Genomic DNA, 16494 nt, shown 5'->3' on the forward strand with positions numbered 1-16494 from the left:
GCTAGCTCATACAATCGGGGAGGGATGGGCCCAATGCTCGTCAAGTGGAAATTGATCCTGCAGTTATACTATTATCGTGTTTTATTTTTATTCGGACTAAAAAGCGATGAGATTTATTATATCGGCGGCAGTGAAGCGCTTCCGCCTCCCTTGACGCGCGAGGAAGAAGAGTATTTGCTAGAGAAGCTGCCTAGCGGCGACTCTGCGATTCGAGCGATGCTGATCGAGCGCAACCTTAGGCTCGTTGTGTATATCGCCCGTAAATTCGAGAATACCGGTATTCATATCGAGGACTTGGTGTCGATCGGCGCTATTGGCCTAATCAAGGCGGTCAACACGTTTGATCCGGAGAAGAAGATCAAACTCGCCACTTATGCATCGCGCTGTATCGAGAATGAAATATTGATGTATTTGCGCCGCAATAGCAAGACACGCACGGAAGTGTCGTTCGACGAGCCGCTTAATATTGACTGGGACGGCAATGAACTGCTACTATCGGACGTTCTTGGGACGGAGAACGATACGATCTACCGCAATATCGAAGAGCAGGTAGACCGCAAGCTGCTTCATAAGGCGTTGGAAAAGCTGTCGGAGCGCGAACGAATTATTATGGAGCTGCGGTTCGGTCTTGCCGACGGCGAGGAGAAAACACAAAAGGATGTTGCCGATCTTCTCGGCATATCGCAATCTTATATTTCTCGACTCGAGAAACGGATAATTAAGCGGCTGCGTAAGGAATTTAACAAAATGGTCTAAATGCAAATCGACATTTGAATGTCGAACGATGTCAGATTAGGAATAAAAAGAGGTCCCGAGGAGATAATGTACAGTAATGTTTCTCCTTGGGAGGTAATCACGTTGACCCGAAATAAAGTCGAGATCTGTGGAGTGGATACCGCGAAACTGCCTGTCCTAACGAATGCCGAAATGCGAGAGCTGTTTACGGCATTGCAAACCCGCAACGAGTGGGCAGCAAGAGAGAAATTGGTTAACGGCAATTTGAGGCTTGTTCTCAGCGTCATACAACGGTTTAACAATAGGGGAGAATTTGTGGACGACTTGTTCCAAGTCGGCTGCATCGGACTTATGAAGGCGATTGATAATTTCGATCTTGGCCAGAACGTCAAATTTTCCACCTATGCCGTACCGATGATTATCGGTGAAATTCGCCGTTACTTGCGTGACAACAATCCGATTCGCGTGTCGCGCAGCCTTCGAGATATTGCCTATAAGGCGCTTCAGGTAAGGGACAGCCTGACGAACAAAAATAGTCGCGAGCCGACGATTTTTGAAATATCCGAAGCGCTGAATGTGCCGAAAGAGGATGTTGTATTCGCGCTTGACGCGATTCAAGATCCGGTATCGCTGTTCGAGCCGATCTACCACGACGGCGGCGATCCGATCTATGTGATGGATCAGATTAGCGATGATCGTAATAAGGATGTATCGTGGATCGAGGAGATCGCGCTGCGTGAAGCGATGCACAAGTTGAATGACAGGGAGAAGATGATCCTGTCGATGCGGTTCTTCGAAGGCAAGACGCAAATGGAAGTTGCCGACGAGATCGGCATATCGCAGGCACAGGTGTCGAGGCTTGAGAAGTCGGCGATTCAACAAATGCAGAAGCATGTTAAAACGTGAACAAACGAGCCTGCTCGGGGATATTTCTCCCGGCAGGCTCTTTCCCATTCAAGATATCCCGATTATCCACCAAGTCATGCCGGCCATCAAGAGGCAAAGCGGACTATACACATACGTATCAAGTCGTCCGAAAGGGGAGTTGCGATACCTTTTGAATAAGCCTAAGTAATGAAATTCCCCGATCGCTCGAATAGCGAACACGATTGCGAGAGCCCATGCCGCCATTCGTGGAAGCTGCTGAGGACCTATGACGGCAATGAGGTTCGCATACATGAGAATAAGCAGTGCTGCTGCCACTTACAATGCTGGCAAGAATTGCTTGCATAACGATCACTCCTTCGCTAATGATCCGAATCAATCCCAATAAAAGCCATGAGGAAATCAGCCTGCTCTTCTGCATGCTCCTTCGTAATCGTCTGAAATTTATTGCTTTCGTACCAGCCGAGATAATAGCTGTACACAAGCTCTGAGCCTCGCACTGCCGCCTCTTGCGATAGTCCGCAGCGAATAAGCAGCTCGCTCATCTACCGAAGACGCTTTTGTTCCAAATGATGAAGCATTGCACGATAAGAATCCTCGGTTTCTCCCAGCTTACGGAGGTAAAACAGGAAATCACCGTCACCGTTGAAGCTGAACATCGTAAGCATAAGCTCTCGTACTTGTCTTTGCGGAGGCAGCGACGCCAGTGCCGTATTTCTTGCTATAACAGACGTAGTTGCCCTCTCATGCCACTCGGCGATTATTCGGCTGACATATTGCGAACGGTCTTTGAAATACCAATAGAAGCTCGTTTTGCTGCTTCCCAGCTGTCTCGCGAGCTTTTCGACGACTAGCGCCGACTCGCCTCCTTCCGCGAATTTATCGATACCTAACACAAACCAATCCAGCTCTGATGCGATTTTCTTTGGCATGTTGATGAGTCGGCCTCCCGCCGCTTATTGTACGTTGTCGTACAATAAATTTATCGCATTCATCACCGGCTGTGAATATTTGTATCTCAAGGGGCTCGTTTTTTTGCCCCAGCAGGACATTTTGGGCATTTGGCTCATATAGTAATAAGAAGACGGTTCGGACGACAAATCCGCTGGAAAAGTGGTGATTGATAGTGAAAATATCTGATTTTCAGACGAAGGACGTTATTAATATAGTGGATGGGAAGAAGCTGGGGCATATATCTGATCTGGAGCTTGATTTGCGCCAGGGACGTATCGATTCTATTGTTGTTCCGCAGTTTACGAAGTTTTTCGGCGTGTTCGGCGGCGGAGGTACGGAGGTTGTCATTCCATGGCGCAATATTGTGAAGATAGGCGCAGATGTCGTGCTTGTTCGTATGGACGACACGAAATCATTGCGGGCTGATGAGGATGATTTGCACGCTCGCTCATAAGGCTGTAAACTGTGCATAAGCGTGATTTATAGCATATATGGCGAATGATAGCGAAATGAAGTATCCTTTGCTGACAGAGGTGACGGACAGATGGAAGCATTTATGGAAGATCATTCGGCGAAGGGACCTTCGCTTTTTTTATTGTCTGAATGGAATAGCGATAATTCTAACTTAACGGCAGGTTTCACCGGTCGTAACGGCGGCGTGAGCGGCGGGCAGTGGCATTCGCTTAATGTTGGGCTGCATGTTGGCGATGATGCAGCTGATGTTGTCGCCAATCGGCAGCGGCTAGCAGCGGCCATTGATTGGCCGTTCGAAGCTTGGACTTGTGCTGAGCAAGTGCATGGCAACAAGATATACAAGGTAACCGCTGCAGATAAGGGCAAAGGCAGCTTGTCGCTTGATGATGTAATTAAAGGCTGCGACGCGATTATTACGAATGAACCGAACGTGTTGCTGACCTCTTTTTACGCCGATTGCGTACCGCTATACTTCTATGATCCCGAGCATCAGGCGATAGCGCTCGCTCATGCCGGCTGGAGAGGGACCGTGCAGGGAATTGCAGAGGAAACAATCGCAGCTATGGAGAAGGAGTATGGAACGAAGCGAGAAAAGCTTAAAGCAGCAATTGGACCGGCGATCGACAGCTGCTGCTATGAGGTGGACGGCGTCGTGATCGACCATGTCGAGCGTCTTATTGAGTCGCTCGGGCTTAGCTCTGAACATGCTCAAATCGTTCTACAAAAAAGCGATAACGGCAAAGCGCATATAAACTTGAAAGAAATAAACCGACAGATTATGATAAAAGCAGGAATTTTGCCGATCCATATCGAATTAACAAAGTGGTGCACGGGCTGCAGACGGGATTTGTTTTTTTCCCATCGTATGGAGAACGGCTTAACCGGCCGTATGGCCAGTTGGATCGGCATTCGTGAAAGGTGAGGCATAATGAGTCATTTATCGGAACGGATCAAGGATGTAGAGCTGCGAATCGAACAGGCATGCCTGAGATCAGGGCGCAGCAAGGAAGAAATCAACGTTATTGCAGTCACGAAATACGTATCCACGGAAACGACACTTGCTGCCGTTAAGCTCGGTCTAGAGCATCTAGGCGAGAATCGATGGCAAAATGCGCGTGACAAGTGGGAGGCGCTGGAAGGCGAAGCCGAGATAGGCAGCATCAGCAAGCCGACCTGGCACTACATCGGATCACTGCAGACGAACAAAGCGAAGGACGTTGTCGGAAAGTTTACATACATTCATTCGCTGGACAGGCTGTCGCTTGCGCAAGCGATCGACAAACAAGCTGCCCAGCTAGGCATCATCGTACCTTGCTTCATTCAAGTTAACGTGTCAGGCGAAGACTCGAAGCATGGGCTTTCGCCGGATCAGCTGTACGAATTCGTGGATGAGCTGACAAAGCTCTCGTCGATTAAGCCAATCGGGCTTATGACGATGGCGCCTTTCGAAGCAGAATCCGAAGAGACAAGACCTGTATTCAAAGCGTTAAGAGAGCTGCGAGGCGCACTGCACGAGCGCGCTCAAGCAATGAATACGACTAACACGATTACGGAATTATCGATGGGCATGTCCAACGACTTCGAGGTGGCGATAGAAGAAGGAGCAACATGGATCCGCTTAGGCACCGTACTAATAGGTAAAGAGGAGGAATGAGTAATGAGCGTCATGAATCGATTTATGAATTTTCTTGGCTTGCAGGAGGAAGAGGAAGTTGTAGAGCGTGAAAGAATACCGCAGGTGGATGAACAAGAACCTGAAACCTCGCCCTTCGAGACACGTAAAAATACGAAGAGCAATAACGTCGTCAGCATCCATTCGCAGAAAAATGTAAGAGTCGTGCTTAGCGAACCGCGTTCCTATGACGAAGCGCAGGAAATTGCCGACCATTTGCGTTCGCGCAGGGCCGTCATCGTGAATCTGCAACGCGTTCGGACAGACCTAGCCGTGCGCATTGTTGATTTCCTTAGCGGCACAGTGTACGCTTTAAGCGGCAACATCTCTAAGCTTGGGCCTAATATTTTTCTATGCACGCCGGAATCCGTAGAGATTCAAGGTGCGATAACGGAGATGTTGGCGGAGGAGAACGACTACACTAAAATGAGGTGACCACACAATTTATGAGCGCTGCAGGATTAATTGGAACAATAATCAGCATATACAGCTTCTTGATTATCGGATATGTGCTGTTGTCTTGGTTGCCTAACGCTCGCGAGAGCTTTATCGGCGTATTCTTGGGCAAGCTAGTTGAGCCATACCTTGGCATATTCAGAAGATTTATTCCGCCTATCGGCGGTATGCTAGATATATCGCCAATCGTTGCGATCTTCGCCCTTCGTTTCATCGGGCTTGGACTGACGGCCGTTGTCGATTTTATCTTAGGCATCTTTTAGTAAGGGAATGACTTGTGATGAAGCAAGCCATATATAATCATTTTCACCCCGACGAGAAAGCTTTCGTCGATCGGGCGTTGGAATGGGTTGAGCGGTCCGCACAGCAGCACGAGCTGAAGCGGACCGATTTTTTGGACCCAAGGCAGATTGAGATCGTTACGATGCTCGCCAATCGGAATGCCGACGTAGCTATTCGGTTCGAGGGCGGGTATCCGGAAGCGGAACGGAAACGTGCCATCATCGGCCCGGATTATCGGGATTTGGACAGCGAGGAAGCGGGCGTATCCGTATTAGCTGTCAACAGTCCTGCCGGGACGCAGCATGAGCTTGACCATGGCGATTACTTAGGCGCGCTGCTTGGGCTAGGCATTAAACGTGACCGAATCGGCGATATTCATGTACATGAGGACTTTAGTCATATTATCGTTATGGATGAGATTGCCGATTACTTGAATATACACTTGCGTCAAGTGCATCGAGTTAGCGTGTTGACCGATGTGCTTCCATTGTCCGAGCTTAGCACAGTAATACCGAAGCTTGAGGAAATGAGCTTGTCTGTTGCTTCAATGAGACTGGACGGCATTGCAAGCGATGTGTACCGGATTAGCCGTTCCAAGATCGTCGATCCAATTAGGGCAGGCAGATGCAGAGTGAATTGGAAGGCGGAAGAGGATCCGTCGGAGTCGCTTAAGCAAGGCGATGTCGTTTCTTTCAAGGGGCTAGGCAGGTTCAAAGTGCTTGAAGTCGACGGTGTGACAAAAAAGGGCAGAATTCGCGTTAAAATTGGTAAATTTATTTAACGGATTGCAGGAATTCAGTCGTCGCTGTCGAAAATGTTCTCAACAAAGGTACAAGCCGGATGCCAGCAATACAAATACCTTGAGGAGGTGCGCCAATGCCGTTAACGCCATTGGACATACATAACAAAGAGTTTGGACGCAGATTACGCGGCTATGACGAGGATGAAGTGAATGAATTTCTCGATCAGGTCATTAAGGACTACGAATCGATCATTCGTGAAAATAAAGAGCTGCAAAATCAAATTCTGAATGTTCAAGAGAAACTAAATCATTTTACGAACATCGAGGAAACGTTAAGCAAGACGATTATCGTAGCGCAAGAAGCTGCGGACGAGGTTCGCAACAATGCGAAGAAGGAAGCGCAGCTCATAATCAAAGAAGCGGAGAAGAACGCCGACCGGATTATTAATGAGTCGCTGTCCAAGTCGCGCAAAGTATCGCTGGAGGTAGAGGAGCTTAAGAAGCAAGCCTCGATCTACCGCGCGCGTTTCCGTACGCTGGTTGAGGCTCAGCTTGAACTGCTTAGCCAAGATGGCTGGGATACGCTGGACTCGCAGTCCAGACATGCTGAGATCGAGCTGCAACGCGGGTAATCGAACCGATAATTGGGCAGCTTAACATTTGACAATTGGCTGTCCGATACGCTATAACTATTAGTAATTGTTATGTTCTAACTTCGTTGACGAGAAAGAGTACGCTTGTCTACCATTCCTCAGAGAGCCGGCGATTGCTGAAAGTCCGGCGAGTGGTCCATGCGGAAAATCATCTCCGAGAAGCGATGCTGAAGTGTGCAGTAAGCATCGACGGCTGTCCCCCGTTATAGGGAACGCGAATGATACGTTCGCGACTAAGGTGCCGCATGATAAGCACGGTCTATAATATAGGCTGAGCTATAATCGGCTTGTCCTAGGCTATACGGGGCAAGAGCGGAACAAGGGTGGTAACGCGAGCAAGCCTCGTCCCTTTTTTACAGGGGACGGGGCTTTATTTTGTTTATTAACAGGGTTAACTGAGAGGGAGATGAAGCTATGCAACGCGTAGATGTGAAAGAACGCGCCCGCAGCCGTGAGCTGCGCGTACTGAATCAATGGAAAGAGAACGATACGTTCAAGCAATCGATTGCGAATCGTGAAGGGAAACCGAATTTCGTATTTTATGAAGGACCGCCAACCGCGAACGGAGCGCCGCATATCGGACACGTGCTGGGACGCGTTATCAAAGATTTTATTTGCCGTTATAAGACGATGGCAGGTTATCGCGTCATTCGCAAAGCTGGCTGGGATACGCATGGCTTGCCGGTCGAGCTTGGCGTCGAGAAGCAGCTAGGCATCTCCGGTAAACAGGAAATCGAAAATTACGGCGTAGAAGAATTCGTCAAGAAGTGCAAAGCGAGCGTATTCGAATACGAGAAGCAATGGCGCGAGCTGACTGAAGCAATCGCCTATTGGACCGATCTCGACAATCCTTACATCACGCTGAAGAACGAGTACATCGAGAGCGTGTGGCATATCCTCTCCAATATCCACGGCAAAGGTTTGCTGTATCGCGGTCACCGCGTCAGCCCTTATTGCCCGGATTGCCAAACGACGCTAAGCTCTCATGAGGTAGCGCAAGGCTACGAGGATGTGAAGGATTTAAGCGCGACCGTGAAGTTCAAGCTGGAGACGTCGGGTGAGTACGTACTGGCTTGGACGACAACGCCTTGGACGCTGCCCGCGAACGTGGCGCTTGCCGTTAACCCTGAGCTGAATTATATTCGCGCATCGAAGAACGGCGAAGTGTATATCATTGCTGAGGCATTGGCTGAGAAGGTATTGAAAGAGGACTACGAGACGCTGTCGGTCGTGAAGGGCGCCGAGCTTGTCGGTCAACGCTACACGCCGCCATTCGGCTACGTGCCTGTCGAGCACGGCCATATCGTTATCGCAGGCGACTTCGTCAGCGATTCGAGCGGTACAGGTATCGTTCATATCGCTCCGGCTCACGGCGATGACGACTACAAAGTATCACGCGAAAACAACATCAGCATGCTGAATGTCGTTGATCTTGCAGGACGATATGTTGCAGAAGTGACAGACTTTGCAGGACGTTTCGTGAAGGATCCTGAGCTTGATATCGACATCGTGAAGTCGCTTAGCGAACGCGGCTTGCTCTACAGTAAGGAGCGCTATGAGCACAGCTATCCATTCTGCTGGCGCTGCAAAACGCCGCTTATCTATTATGCAATGGAAAGCTGGTTCATTAAGACGACTGCGGTGAAGGATCAATTGATCGCGAACAACAATAGCGTTGACTGGTACCCGGGCCATATCCGTGAAGGACGCTTCGGCAAGTTCCTCGAAGATTTGGTGGACTGGAACATCAGCCGGAACCGTTATTGGGGAACGCCGCTTAACGTATGGGTATGTGAAGCTACCGGCAAGGAATATGCGCCGAGCAGCATTGCCGATCTTCGTGAAAGGGCTGTAGGCTTTGTTCCTGAAGACATTGAATTGCACAAGCCGTATGTGGACGACATCAAGCTGAAATCGCCATTCGCGGAAGGCGCTGTGATGACGCGCACGCCGGAAGTAATCGACGTGTGGTTCGACAGCGGATCGATGCCGTTCGCGCAGCAGCATCACCCGTTCGAGAATGAGCAGCAGTTCGCCGACCAATACCCGGCTGACATCATCTGCGAAGGCATCGACCAAACGCGCGGTTGGTTCTACAGCTTGCTTGCGGTGTCGACGCTGTACAACGGCAAAGCGCCATACAAAGCTGTCATCTCGACAGGACATATTCTTGACGAGAACGGCCAGAAGATGTCCAAGTCGAAAGGCAATGTAATCGACCCTTGGGAAATCATCAACGAATACGGAACGGACGCCTTCCGCTGGGCGTTGCTTGCAGACAGCGCGCCATGGAATAGCAAACGCTTCTCCAAAGGCATCGTTGGCGAGGCGAAGTCGAAGGTTATTGACACCATCGTTAATACCCATGCATTCTATGCGCTGTATGCATCGATCGACGGGTTTGATCCTGCGGCACATCCGGTGAAGGCTTCGACGAATAAGCTTGACCGCTGGGTTGTTTCCCGTTTGAACAGCTTGATTCGCACGGTTAACAAAGGTCTTGAAGTCAACGACTTCCTTAACCCTGCCAAAGCGATTGAAACGTTCGTAGATGAGCTAAGCAACTGGTATATCCGCCGTTCACGCGACCGCTTCTGGGGCAGCGGCTTGTCGGAAGACAAAGTAGCCGCTTATCAAACGCTACAGAGCGTACTGCTGACTTTGTCCCGTGTCATCGCGCCTTATGCTCCTTTGCTGGCGGAAGACGTATACGGCAACCTTGGCGGCAGCGGCAGCGTTCATCTTGCGGACTACCCGCAAGCAGATGAATCCGCAATCGATGAAACGCTGGAGCGCGATATGGAGAGCGCGAAACAGATTGTAGAACTTGCTCGCAACGTTCGTAACGAAACGGGTATCAAGACGCGTCAGCCTTTGTCTGAACTGATCGTTTCACTCGATCGGGACTTCGACGTGGCAGGCTACGAGGACATCGTGAAGGACGAAATCAACGTGAAGACGATTACGATCCAGAACACGGACAGCGGATTCGTTGACTTCGCCTTCAAGCTTAATCTGAAGGTTGCCGGCAAGAAATTCGGCAAGCATGTCGGTCCTATCCAGGCTTACCTGAAAGGATTGGCTGCAGAACAGACGAGAGCCGTTGTTGGCGAAGGAAGCTTGGTATTCACCAGCGCCGAAGGCGAGGGCCTGACGATTACGATCGATGAGCTGCTTGTTGAGAAGCAAGCGAAGTCTGGTTTCGCATCCGCATCGGGAGGCGGCGTTACTGTCGCATTGAATACGGACATTACGCCTGAGCTTGAACAAGAGGGCTGGGTACGCGAGGTTATCCGCGCTGTGCAAGATACGCGTAAGAAGCTTGATCTGCCGATCGAGAAGCGCATCGATCTGGTTCTTTCGGTTGATGCCGAGCTGCAAGCTGCATTGACAACATTCGATGACGTGTTGCGCGACAACGTATTGATTCAAACGGTTTCGTATGAGGAAGCGGCGGAGATGGAACGTGTGACGCTGGGAGAAAAGCAGGTTGGGATTTTCATCAAAGGTTAAGGTTATCCTAAGAGAAGCATGACATGCGAAGAACGAGCGCCGCAGCTTGGCGGCCGCTGCCTTAAGCAGTGAAGAAAGCCTGCTTGATCGCAGCGGCTGCGGCCAAGCAGGCCTCGTTTTTTATATGCGTTGAAAAGTTGAATTTGGTGTAATCCATTATAATACCTAATTCAAACGCAGCTTAATGCTTGCCAGAAATGGAGGCTTCTCTTGAAACCAACTAACGATGATACAGCCCAACAGGCGGAAGATTTGAATGAAGTTCAATCGTCCTTAAGCAGACTGGATAAGCGGCTTCAGCATATTGCATCGGAGATGGAGCGAACGCATATCGCTGATTATGTGGATCTGCTGAACCGCCCGATAAAGCTTATATGGCGCAATCTGCTTGCCGGTACCGCTAGAGGCGTCGGCATCGCGATCGGATTTACTTTTTTTGCGGCAACGATTCTTTATGTGCTTCGTATATTAGGGGCGCTGAACTTACCGATTATCGGTGATTACATAGCAGACATCGTACGAATAGTACAAATTCAGCTTGAAGGCAAAACTTATTGAAGTGCGTCGGATTCATCCGGGTTTTCAAGACCATGGTCGCCTTCACCGGTATCCAGATAACGGTTGTATTCCCGGTTGCGCACAACAGATAGATGCCGTCCGGTTATATCGGTAGCAAGGAAACTTTCAATCGATTCGACGTAACCGTCGTTTTCTTCGGCTTCGATGCCAACGTGGTCGTAGTCGGCGACATCGCGATTCTCGGAAAACGCGGGCGAATCGGCATTGCCCCATTGCTCGACGATCTGCCAGGCGTCTTCGCCGTCGAAGCCGTTATAGCCATCCTCATGCTCGTCCATGCTTGTTCTGCCGAATGGATGGTTTAGAAGCGTTTCTTCGGCAGGACGCGTATGCGACAGCTGCTGGCGAGGTGCGTGCTCGATACTATAGAGCGTATCAGGCGCAGCCTCCAATCGTTCATAAGGAATCGGTTGGCCGGATGCCTTGCATATGCCATACGTTCCATTTTCCATGGCGGCAAGCGCAGCATCGATTCGTTCGATATGAAGCTCTTCTTGTTCATGGAGGGCGATATCCTTCTCGCGTTCATACAGCTCGGTAGCCGTATCGCCAGGGTGATTGTCGATCGGCGACAGTTCGCCTGTGTCGTCGCGAAGGGAAGAGCCTAGACCGTAATGATCGTTACGCGACAGTCGAGTGTCGATCTCGCGACGTTCATCCTCAAGTCTCATACGCAGCAGCGCAAGCTGGGCGCTTGTTAAGGTTGACATGTTCAAAGCACCGTCCTTTGTCGTGAACATAATTGCTTCATTAGCTTTTGCCGCTTGGACTATTTTCAGTATGGACTTCGATGGAAGCCGGATGCTGGACATCAGCAGCTTGCTAGCTCTTGTCTGCGGCATTATGCTACAATATTTTGGATGACCTAAGAATCAGCTTCACAGAAAAATTAGGAGTGATAAGATGCGCTTTTACTTTTATTGGATTGCGGTGGTTGTGTTTGTACTTGATTACGTAACGAAAAAAATCATTGCAACTCAGTTGGAGATTGCCGAACAGATCAGCGTCATCGGCAACTTCTTCCTCATTACTTCGCATCGCAATCGCGGCGCTGCATTCGGTATTTTACAGGAGCAACGAGTGTTTTTTATCATCATTACGGTCGTCATATTAACGGGCATCATATGGTACATTCAAGCGATGCGCAAGTCGTCCAAGCCATGGCTGTTAACAGGTCTCGGTCTCGTTCTTGGCGGCGCGCTGGGCAATTTTATCGATCGTGTACGTTTTGGCGAGGTTGTGGACTTTTTTCAGTTCAACTTCGGTTCGTACGAATTCCCAATCTTTAATGTAGCTGATTCAGGGATCGTGGTCGGTGTAATATTGATCCTGATCGATACATTGCTGACAGCCCGCGATGAGAAAAAAACGATGAACAACGGAGAGGACAAGGAATCTAACGAACATGAGCAACAGCCAGTTTAATGAAGAGACGTTGGAATGGATCGTTGCGCCTGAGCAATCGGGCGAGCGAATCGATAAGTATATAACGGAAAGCATAGATTCAGAAGGCATCTCGCGTACGCAAGTTCAAGAATGGATTAAGTCGGGGGCCGCAGTCGTTGACGGGGTGACGGTCAAAGCGAATTTCAAAGTTGCGGAAGGCAACGTCGTTCAGTTGCAAATTCCAGAACCGGAAGACGCGGCAATTGTGCCGGAAAATATCCTGCTTGACGTGTTGTACGAGGACTCTGACGTAATCGTAGTGAATAAGCCGAGAGGCATGGTCGTGCATCCTGCAGTCGGTCATTCCTCGGGAACGTTAGTCAATGCGCTTATGTACCATTGCAAAGACTTGTCCGGCATTAACGGAGTCGTTCGTCCCGGTATCGTGCATCGCATTGACAAAGATACAACAGGATTGCTTATGGCAGCCAAAAACGATCTCGCGCATGTATCGCTTGCACAGCAATTGAAGGAGCATACCGTAACACGCAAATACATTGCGCTTGTACATGGCAATCTGCAGCATGATCAGGGAACGATTGACGCGCCAATAGGCCGGGATTCTCGTGACCGCAAGCTGTTCACGGTAACCGATCATAACAGCAGGCATGCGGTAACGCATTTTGTCGTGTTAGAAAGAATCGGATTCGACTATACGTTGGTTGAGCTGCAGCTTGAGACGGGACGCACCCACCAGATTCGCGTTCATATGAAATATATCGGACATCCGCTTGCAGGCGATCCGGTATATGGCCGCAATAAGACGGTTGCCTTGAACGGACAAGCGCTTCATGCGGCGCAGCTCGGTTTCACTCATCCGCGTACGGGCGAGCGATTGGATTTCGAAGTACCTATACCGGCGGATATGGAGCATGTGTTGAATAGTCTGCGTTTGCGATAAAGCCAAGCTTGAAGCGTAATAGTGCAAACTTTTCGCTACATTCTTCATTATTTGATAGCAAGAAGTACGATATTCTATTGATATCATCGAGCTAAAAATATGAAGGATAGGTGACACCATACAATGACTTCCATTAATCAGAACTATTTGGAGCTGCAAGGCAGCTACTTGTTCTCCGAAATTGCAAAACGCCGTACGAAATTCATTCAAGAAAACCCGAACGCCGAGATTATCAGCTTAGGCATTGGCGACGTTACGCGCGGCTTGCCTGACGCGGTATTGAAAGCGATGCATAGCGCAGTGGACGAGCTTGCTGCCCCTGGTTCTTTCCGCGGGTACGGTCCAGAGCAAGGTTATGATTTCCTTATTAATGCGATTATCGAGAACGACTACAAAGCTCGCGGCATCGACATTGCTACGAACGAAGTGTTCGTTAGCGATGGCTCGAAATGCGACGTGGGCAACATTCAGGAAATCTTCAGCGACAACAGCATTGTTGCCGTACAAGACCCTGTATACCCGGTATACGTTGATACGAACGTTATGGCTGGCCGCTCCGGCAAGTACAACCAAGAGACGAAGCGTTACGAGAATATCGCTTACCTGGAATGCACATCCGAAAACAACTTCAAGCCAAGCTTGCCTGACCGCAAGGTTGACATCATTTACCTGTGCTACCCGAACAACCCGACAGGCATGACGCTGACGAAGGAAGAGCTTAAAGTATGGGTTGACTACGCGAAAGCGAACAACTGCATCATCCTTTACGATTCGGCATACGAAGCGTTCATCCAAGAAGAGGACGTTCCGCACAGCATTTATGAAATTGAAGGCGCTAAGGAAGTAGCAATCGAATTCCGCAGCTTCTCGAAGACAGCTGGCTTCACAGGCGTACGCTGCGCATACACGGTTGTGCCTCGTGAACTGAAAGGCCTCGACGCTGCAGGCAACGAAGTGCTCATTAACGATCTGTGGAATCGTCGTCACACGACGAAGTTCAACGGTGTATCGTACGTTACGCAACGCGGCGCTGCTGCGATCTATTCGGAAGAGGGCAAGGAGCAAATCAAAGCGCTTGTCGATTACTACATGACGAACGCCGGGATTATCCGTGACGGCCTTGCTTCGATTGGGTTGGAAGTGTTCGGCGGCGTTAACGCACCTTACATTTGGCTCAAGACGCCGGGCGGCATGGATTCCTGGTCCTTCTTCGACAAACTGCTTTCCGAAGCGAATATCGTGGGTACGCCAGGTGTAGGCTTCGGCCAAAGCGGTCAAGGCTACTTCCGTCTTACAGCATTCGGCAGCCGTGAAAATACAGAAAAAGCAGTCGATCGTATCCGTAAGTTAAGCCTGTAATAGGAAACGCTGCTCTTGCATAGTCGTGCGTGTTAGAAGCACACTATTTATCAACGGAAATAGTCCAACATCGCTTGACAAGTTTTGTCGAACGTGGGATAATTCTTTTGATAAACGGCAGTACCTTTAACTCAGTCCCGAGAGGCTGGCAAGGTAGCGTGAATAACAGGCCGATCAACAGATAACGGTAGGACATCCCATGACAGCGCCCTCTGTGACGAGGGCGCTCAGGGCATGACCCTCTATCTTTTGACGACTGATCACAAAGCTCCTTGCGAATATACGCAAGGAGCTTTTGTTTTGCCAGGGCAAGAAGGAACAAGGCTTGATTGACGGATCAGGGAGGCGGCGCGGAAGTGGCGGAAGAAGAGCACTTAATCATCATGGATGAAACGGCAATTCGCCGGGCATTGACGCGGATTGCTCACGAGATCGTGGAGAAGAACAAAGGGATCGACAACTGCATCATTGTAGGCATAAGGACGAGAGGCATCTACTTGGCTCGAAGGATTGCGGATCGAATCAAGGAAATCGAGGGTAAGCCGTTGCCGGTAAGCGAACTTGATATTACCCGCTACCGCGACGATCGCTCCAAAGCAGTGCTGACTTCGGATATAGAAGTCGCTGCAGGGATCGGCGATACCGATGTGTTGCCGATCGACGTTCAGGATAAGCGGATCATATTGTTCGACGATGTGCTTTACACGGGAAGAACGATTCGAGCGGCCATGGACGCGCTTATGGATTGCGGGAGGCCGCAAAGCATTCAGCTCGCGGTTCTAGTCGATCGCGGGCATCGAGAACTCCCGATCAGACCTGATTTTGTAGGCAAAAACGTCCCAACCTCGAAGCAAGAGCAAATCGAAGTGTCGCTAACCGAAGTTGATTCGTCCGATCAAGTCATAATAATTCATCAGAGGGGGCAAGCCGGATGACGATGACGAAGCTTAAACAACGCAGTTTGCTCGGTTTGAAAGAGCTCAGCAAAGATGAGATCGAGTCCATACTCGATCGCGCAGCTTATTGGGAGCATCACCCGAATAAAGTTCATAACGCGATGCAAGGAAAGTTCGCGGCCAACATGTTCTTTGAGAACAGCACAAGAACGAGATTCTCGTTCGAAGTTGCCGAGAAGAGATTGGGCGCGGAAGTACTTAACTTCTCTGCCGCCGTATCGAGCGTACAGAAGGGCGAATCGATCTATGATACGGTTCGCACGCTGGAGTCGATGGGGATCGACGCAGGGATCATTCGCCTGAAGCCGATCGGCGTGCTGGCTGACATAGCAACGAAGATCAAAGTGCCGCTCATTAATGCGGGAGACGGCAATAACGAACATCCTACACAAGCGTTGCTCGACATGTACACGATGCGCAAGCAATTCGGCAACTTGAACGGTTTGAACATTGCCATCGTAGGAGATGTCCAGCATAGCCGCGTTGCCCGCTCCAATCTATGGGCGCTGCAGAAGTTCGGAGCGAATGTTCGCTTCTGCGCACCGGCGAATATGCAAGCGCCTGACCTTGATGCGCCTTACGTGTCAATCGACGAAGCGCTGAAATCCGATGTCGTCATGATGCTGAGAGTTCAGCTTGAGCGTCATGAGAGCGGGATGTTGAATTCCGCTGAGAGCTACAGGGAGCAATACGGCTTAACGGTAGAGAGAGCAGCCAAGCTTGCCGAGCATGCGATTATTATGCATCCGGCGCCGATTAACCGAAACGTAGAAATTGATGATGAATTAGTTGAACATCCGCAATCCCGTATTTTCCCGCAAATGGAGAACGGTGTTCCGATTCGAATGGCCGTCGTAGAACGCGCACTTAGCTAACCTAGAGCAGGC

Annotated in this window: 20 protein-coding genes and 1 other annotated feature; of the genes, 16 read left to right on the top strand and 4 right to left on the bottom strand. The window is 49.9% G+C overall.

Going from position 1 to position 16494, the window contains the following annotated elements:
- The first annotated feature begins 33 nt into the window (after nt 1-33).
- Nucleotides 34-756 (top strand): RNA polymerase sporulation sigma factor SigE, encoded by a 723-nt coding sequence (sigE, locus tag AC0YN0_RS05760; RefSeq protein WP_307203808.1) that lies wholly within the window; start codon nt 34-36, stop codon nt 754-756.
- 102 nt (nt 757-858) lie between these two features.
- Nucleotides 859-1641, top strand: coding sequence for an RNA polymerase sporulation sigma factor SigG (gene sigG / locus AC0YN0_RS05765; RefSeq protein WP_337098630.1), 783 nt, complete (start codon nt 859-861; stop codon nt 1639-1641).
- 48 nt (nt 1642-1689) lie between these two features.
- Here sigG and AC0YN0_RS05770 read toward each other — a convergent pair whose 3' ends face one another.
- From AC0YN0_RS05770 to AC0YN0_RS05780, 3 genes are read right to left on the bottom strand one after another with little or no spacing between them, the layout of a single operon-like run.
- Complete coding sequence (locus AC0YN0_RS05770; protein WP_475820402.1) at nt 1690-1938, bottom strand: DUF3995 domain-containing protein; 249 nt, start codon at nt 1936-1938, stop codon at nt 1690-1692.
- 44 nt (nt 1939-1982) lie between these two features.
- Complete coding sequence (locus AC0YN0_RS05775; protein WP_475820403.1) at nt 1983-2165, bottom strand: hypothetical protein; 183 nt, start codon at nt 2163-2165, stop codon at nt 1983-1985.
- Nucleotides 2166-2552: a TetR/AcrR family transcriptional regulator gene (locus AC0YN0_RS05780; protein WP_475820404.1), complete on the bottom strand. Its 387-nt coding sequence runs from the start codon at nt 2550-2552 to the stop codon at nt 2166-2168.
- 194 nt (nt 2553-2746) lie between these two features.
- Here AC0YN0_RS05780 and AC0YN0_RS05785 point away from each other — a divergent pair, with 194 nt between their 5' ends.
- From AC0YN0_RS05785 to AC0YN0_RS05825, 9 genes are all read left to right on the top strand, one after another.
- Complete coding sequence (locus tag AC0YN0_RS05785) at nt 2747-3028, top strand: YlmC/YmxH family sporulation protein (protein WP_475820405.1); 282 nt, start codon at nt 2747-2749, stop codon at nt 3026-3028.
- Nucleotides 3029-3118: 90 nt separating this feature from the next.
- Complete coding sequence (pgeF, locus tag AC0YN0_RS05790) at nt 3119-3970, top strand: peptidoglycan editing factor PgeF (protein WP_475820406.1); 852 nt, start codon at nt 3119-3121, stop codon at nt 3968-3970.
- Between the two features lie 6 nt (nt 3971-3976).
- Nucleotides 3977-4702, top strand: coding sequence for a YggS family pyridoxal phosphate-dependent enzyme (locus tag AC0YN0_RS05795; protein WP_475820407.1), 726 nt, complete (start codon nt 3977-3979; stop codon nt 4700-4702).
- 3 nt (nt 4703-4705) lie between these two features.
- Nucleotides 4706-5155, top strand: coding sequence for a cell division protein SepF (locus AC0YN0_RS05800; RefSeq protein ID WP_307203816.1), 450 nt, complete (start codon nt 4706-4708; stop codon nt 5153-5155).
- 11 nt (nt 5156-5166) lie between these two features.
- The gene (locus tag AC0YN0_RS05805) at nt 5167-5439 is read left to right on the top strand and encodes a YggT family protein (protein ID WP_442051650.1); all 273 of its coding nucleotides are present in this window, start codon (nt 5167-5169) and stop codon (nt 5437-5439) included.
- A gap of 17 nt (nt 5440-5456) precedes the next feature.
- A complete protein-coding gene (locus AC0YN0_RS05810) occupies nt 5457-6239 on the top strand; it encodes a YlmH family RNA-binding protein (RefSeq protein ID WP_337098638.1) in 783 nt (260 codons plus the stop codon).
- Nucleotides 6240-6334: 95 nt separating this feature from the next.
- Entirely contained in the window at nt 6335-6832 is a 498-nt protein-coding gene (locus AC0YN0_RS05815) for a DivIVA domain-containing protein (protein WP_337098639.1), read from the top strand.
- 77 nt (nt 6833-6909) lie between these two features.
- Nucleotides 6910-7206, top strand: a binding site (T-box leader).
- Between the two features lie 61 nt (nt 7207-7267).
- A complete protein-coding gene (ileS, locus tag AC0YN0_RS05820) occupies nt 7268-10366 on the top strand; it encodes an isoleucine--tRNA ligase (protein ID WP_475820408.1) in 3099 nt (1032 codons plus the stop codon).
- A 282-nt stretch (nt 10367-10648) separates the two neighbouring features.
- Entirely contained in the window at nt 10649-10924 is a 276-nt protein-coding gene (locus AC0YN0_RS05825) for a DUF5665 domain-containing protein (RefSeq protein WP_442051651.1), read from the top strand.
- Here AC0YN0_RS05825 and AC0YN0_RS05830 read toward each other — a convergent pair.
- Nucleotides 10918-11655 carry a TraR/DksA C4-type zinc finger protein gene (locus AC0YN0_RS05830; protein WP_475820409.1) on the bottom strand — a complete coding sequence of 246 codons (738 nt, stop codon included), beginning with the start codon at nt 11653-11655 and terminating at the stop codon, nt 10918-10920. The two genes, AC0YN0_RS05825 and AC0YN0_RS05830, sit on opposite strands and share 7 nt — an antisense overlap.
- Before the next feature lie 193 nt (nt 11656-11848).
- Here AC0YN0_RS05830 and lspA point away from each other — a divergent pair, with 193 nt between their 5' ends.
- The 5 genes from lspA (at nt 11849) to AC0YN0_RS05855 (ending at nt 16482) form a co-directional block, all read left to right on the top strand.
- Nucleotides 11849-12370 carry a signal peptidase II gene (gene lspA / locus AC0YN0_RS05835; RefSeq protein ID WP_337098641.1) on the top strand — a complete coding sequence of 174 codons (522 nt, stop codon included), beginning with the start codon at nt 11849-11851 and terminating at the stop codon, nt 12368-12370.
- Nucleotides 12351-13292: an RluA family pseudouridine synthase gene (locus tag AC0YN0_RS05840; protein ID WP_475820410.1), complete on the top strand. Its 942-nt coding sequence runs from the start codon at nt 12351-12353 to the stop codon at nt 13290-13292. Before lspA ends, AC0YN0_RS05840 begins: the two co-directional genes overlap by 20 nt.
- A gap of 123 nt (nt 13293-13415) precedes the next feature.
- Nucleotides 13416-14651 (top strand): LL-diaminopimelate aminotransferase, encoded by a 1236-nt coding sequence (locus AC0YN0_RS05845; protein WP_442051634.1) that lies wholly within the window; start codon nt 13416-13418, stop codon nt 14649-14651.
- A 383-nt stretch (nt 14652-15034) separates the two neighbouring features.
- Nucleotides 15035-15586, top strand: a complete 552-nt coding sequence (gene pyrR, locus AC0YN0_RS05850) for a bifunctional pyr operon transcriptional regulator/uracil phosphoribosyltransferase PyrR (RefSeq protein ID WP_475820910.1) — start codon at nt 15035-15037, stop codon at nt 15584-15586.
- A complete protein-coding gene (locus AC0YN0_RS05855) occupies nt 15583-16482 on the top strand; it encodes an aspartate carbamoyltransferase catalytic subunit (RefSeq protein WP_337098644.1) in 900 nt (299 codons plus the stop codon). The genes pyrR and AC0YN0_RS05855 overlap by 4 nt, the downstream gene beginning before the upstream one ends.
- The last annotated feature ends 12 nt before the right edge of the window (nt 16483-16494 follow it).

The sequence above is a fragment of the Paenibacillus sp. J22P218 genome (assembly GCF_056269195.1).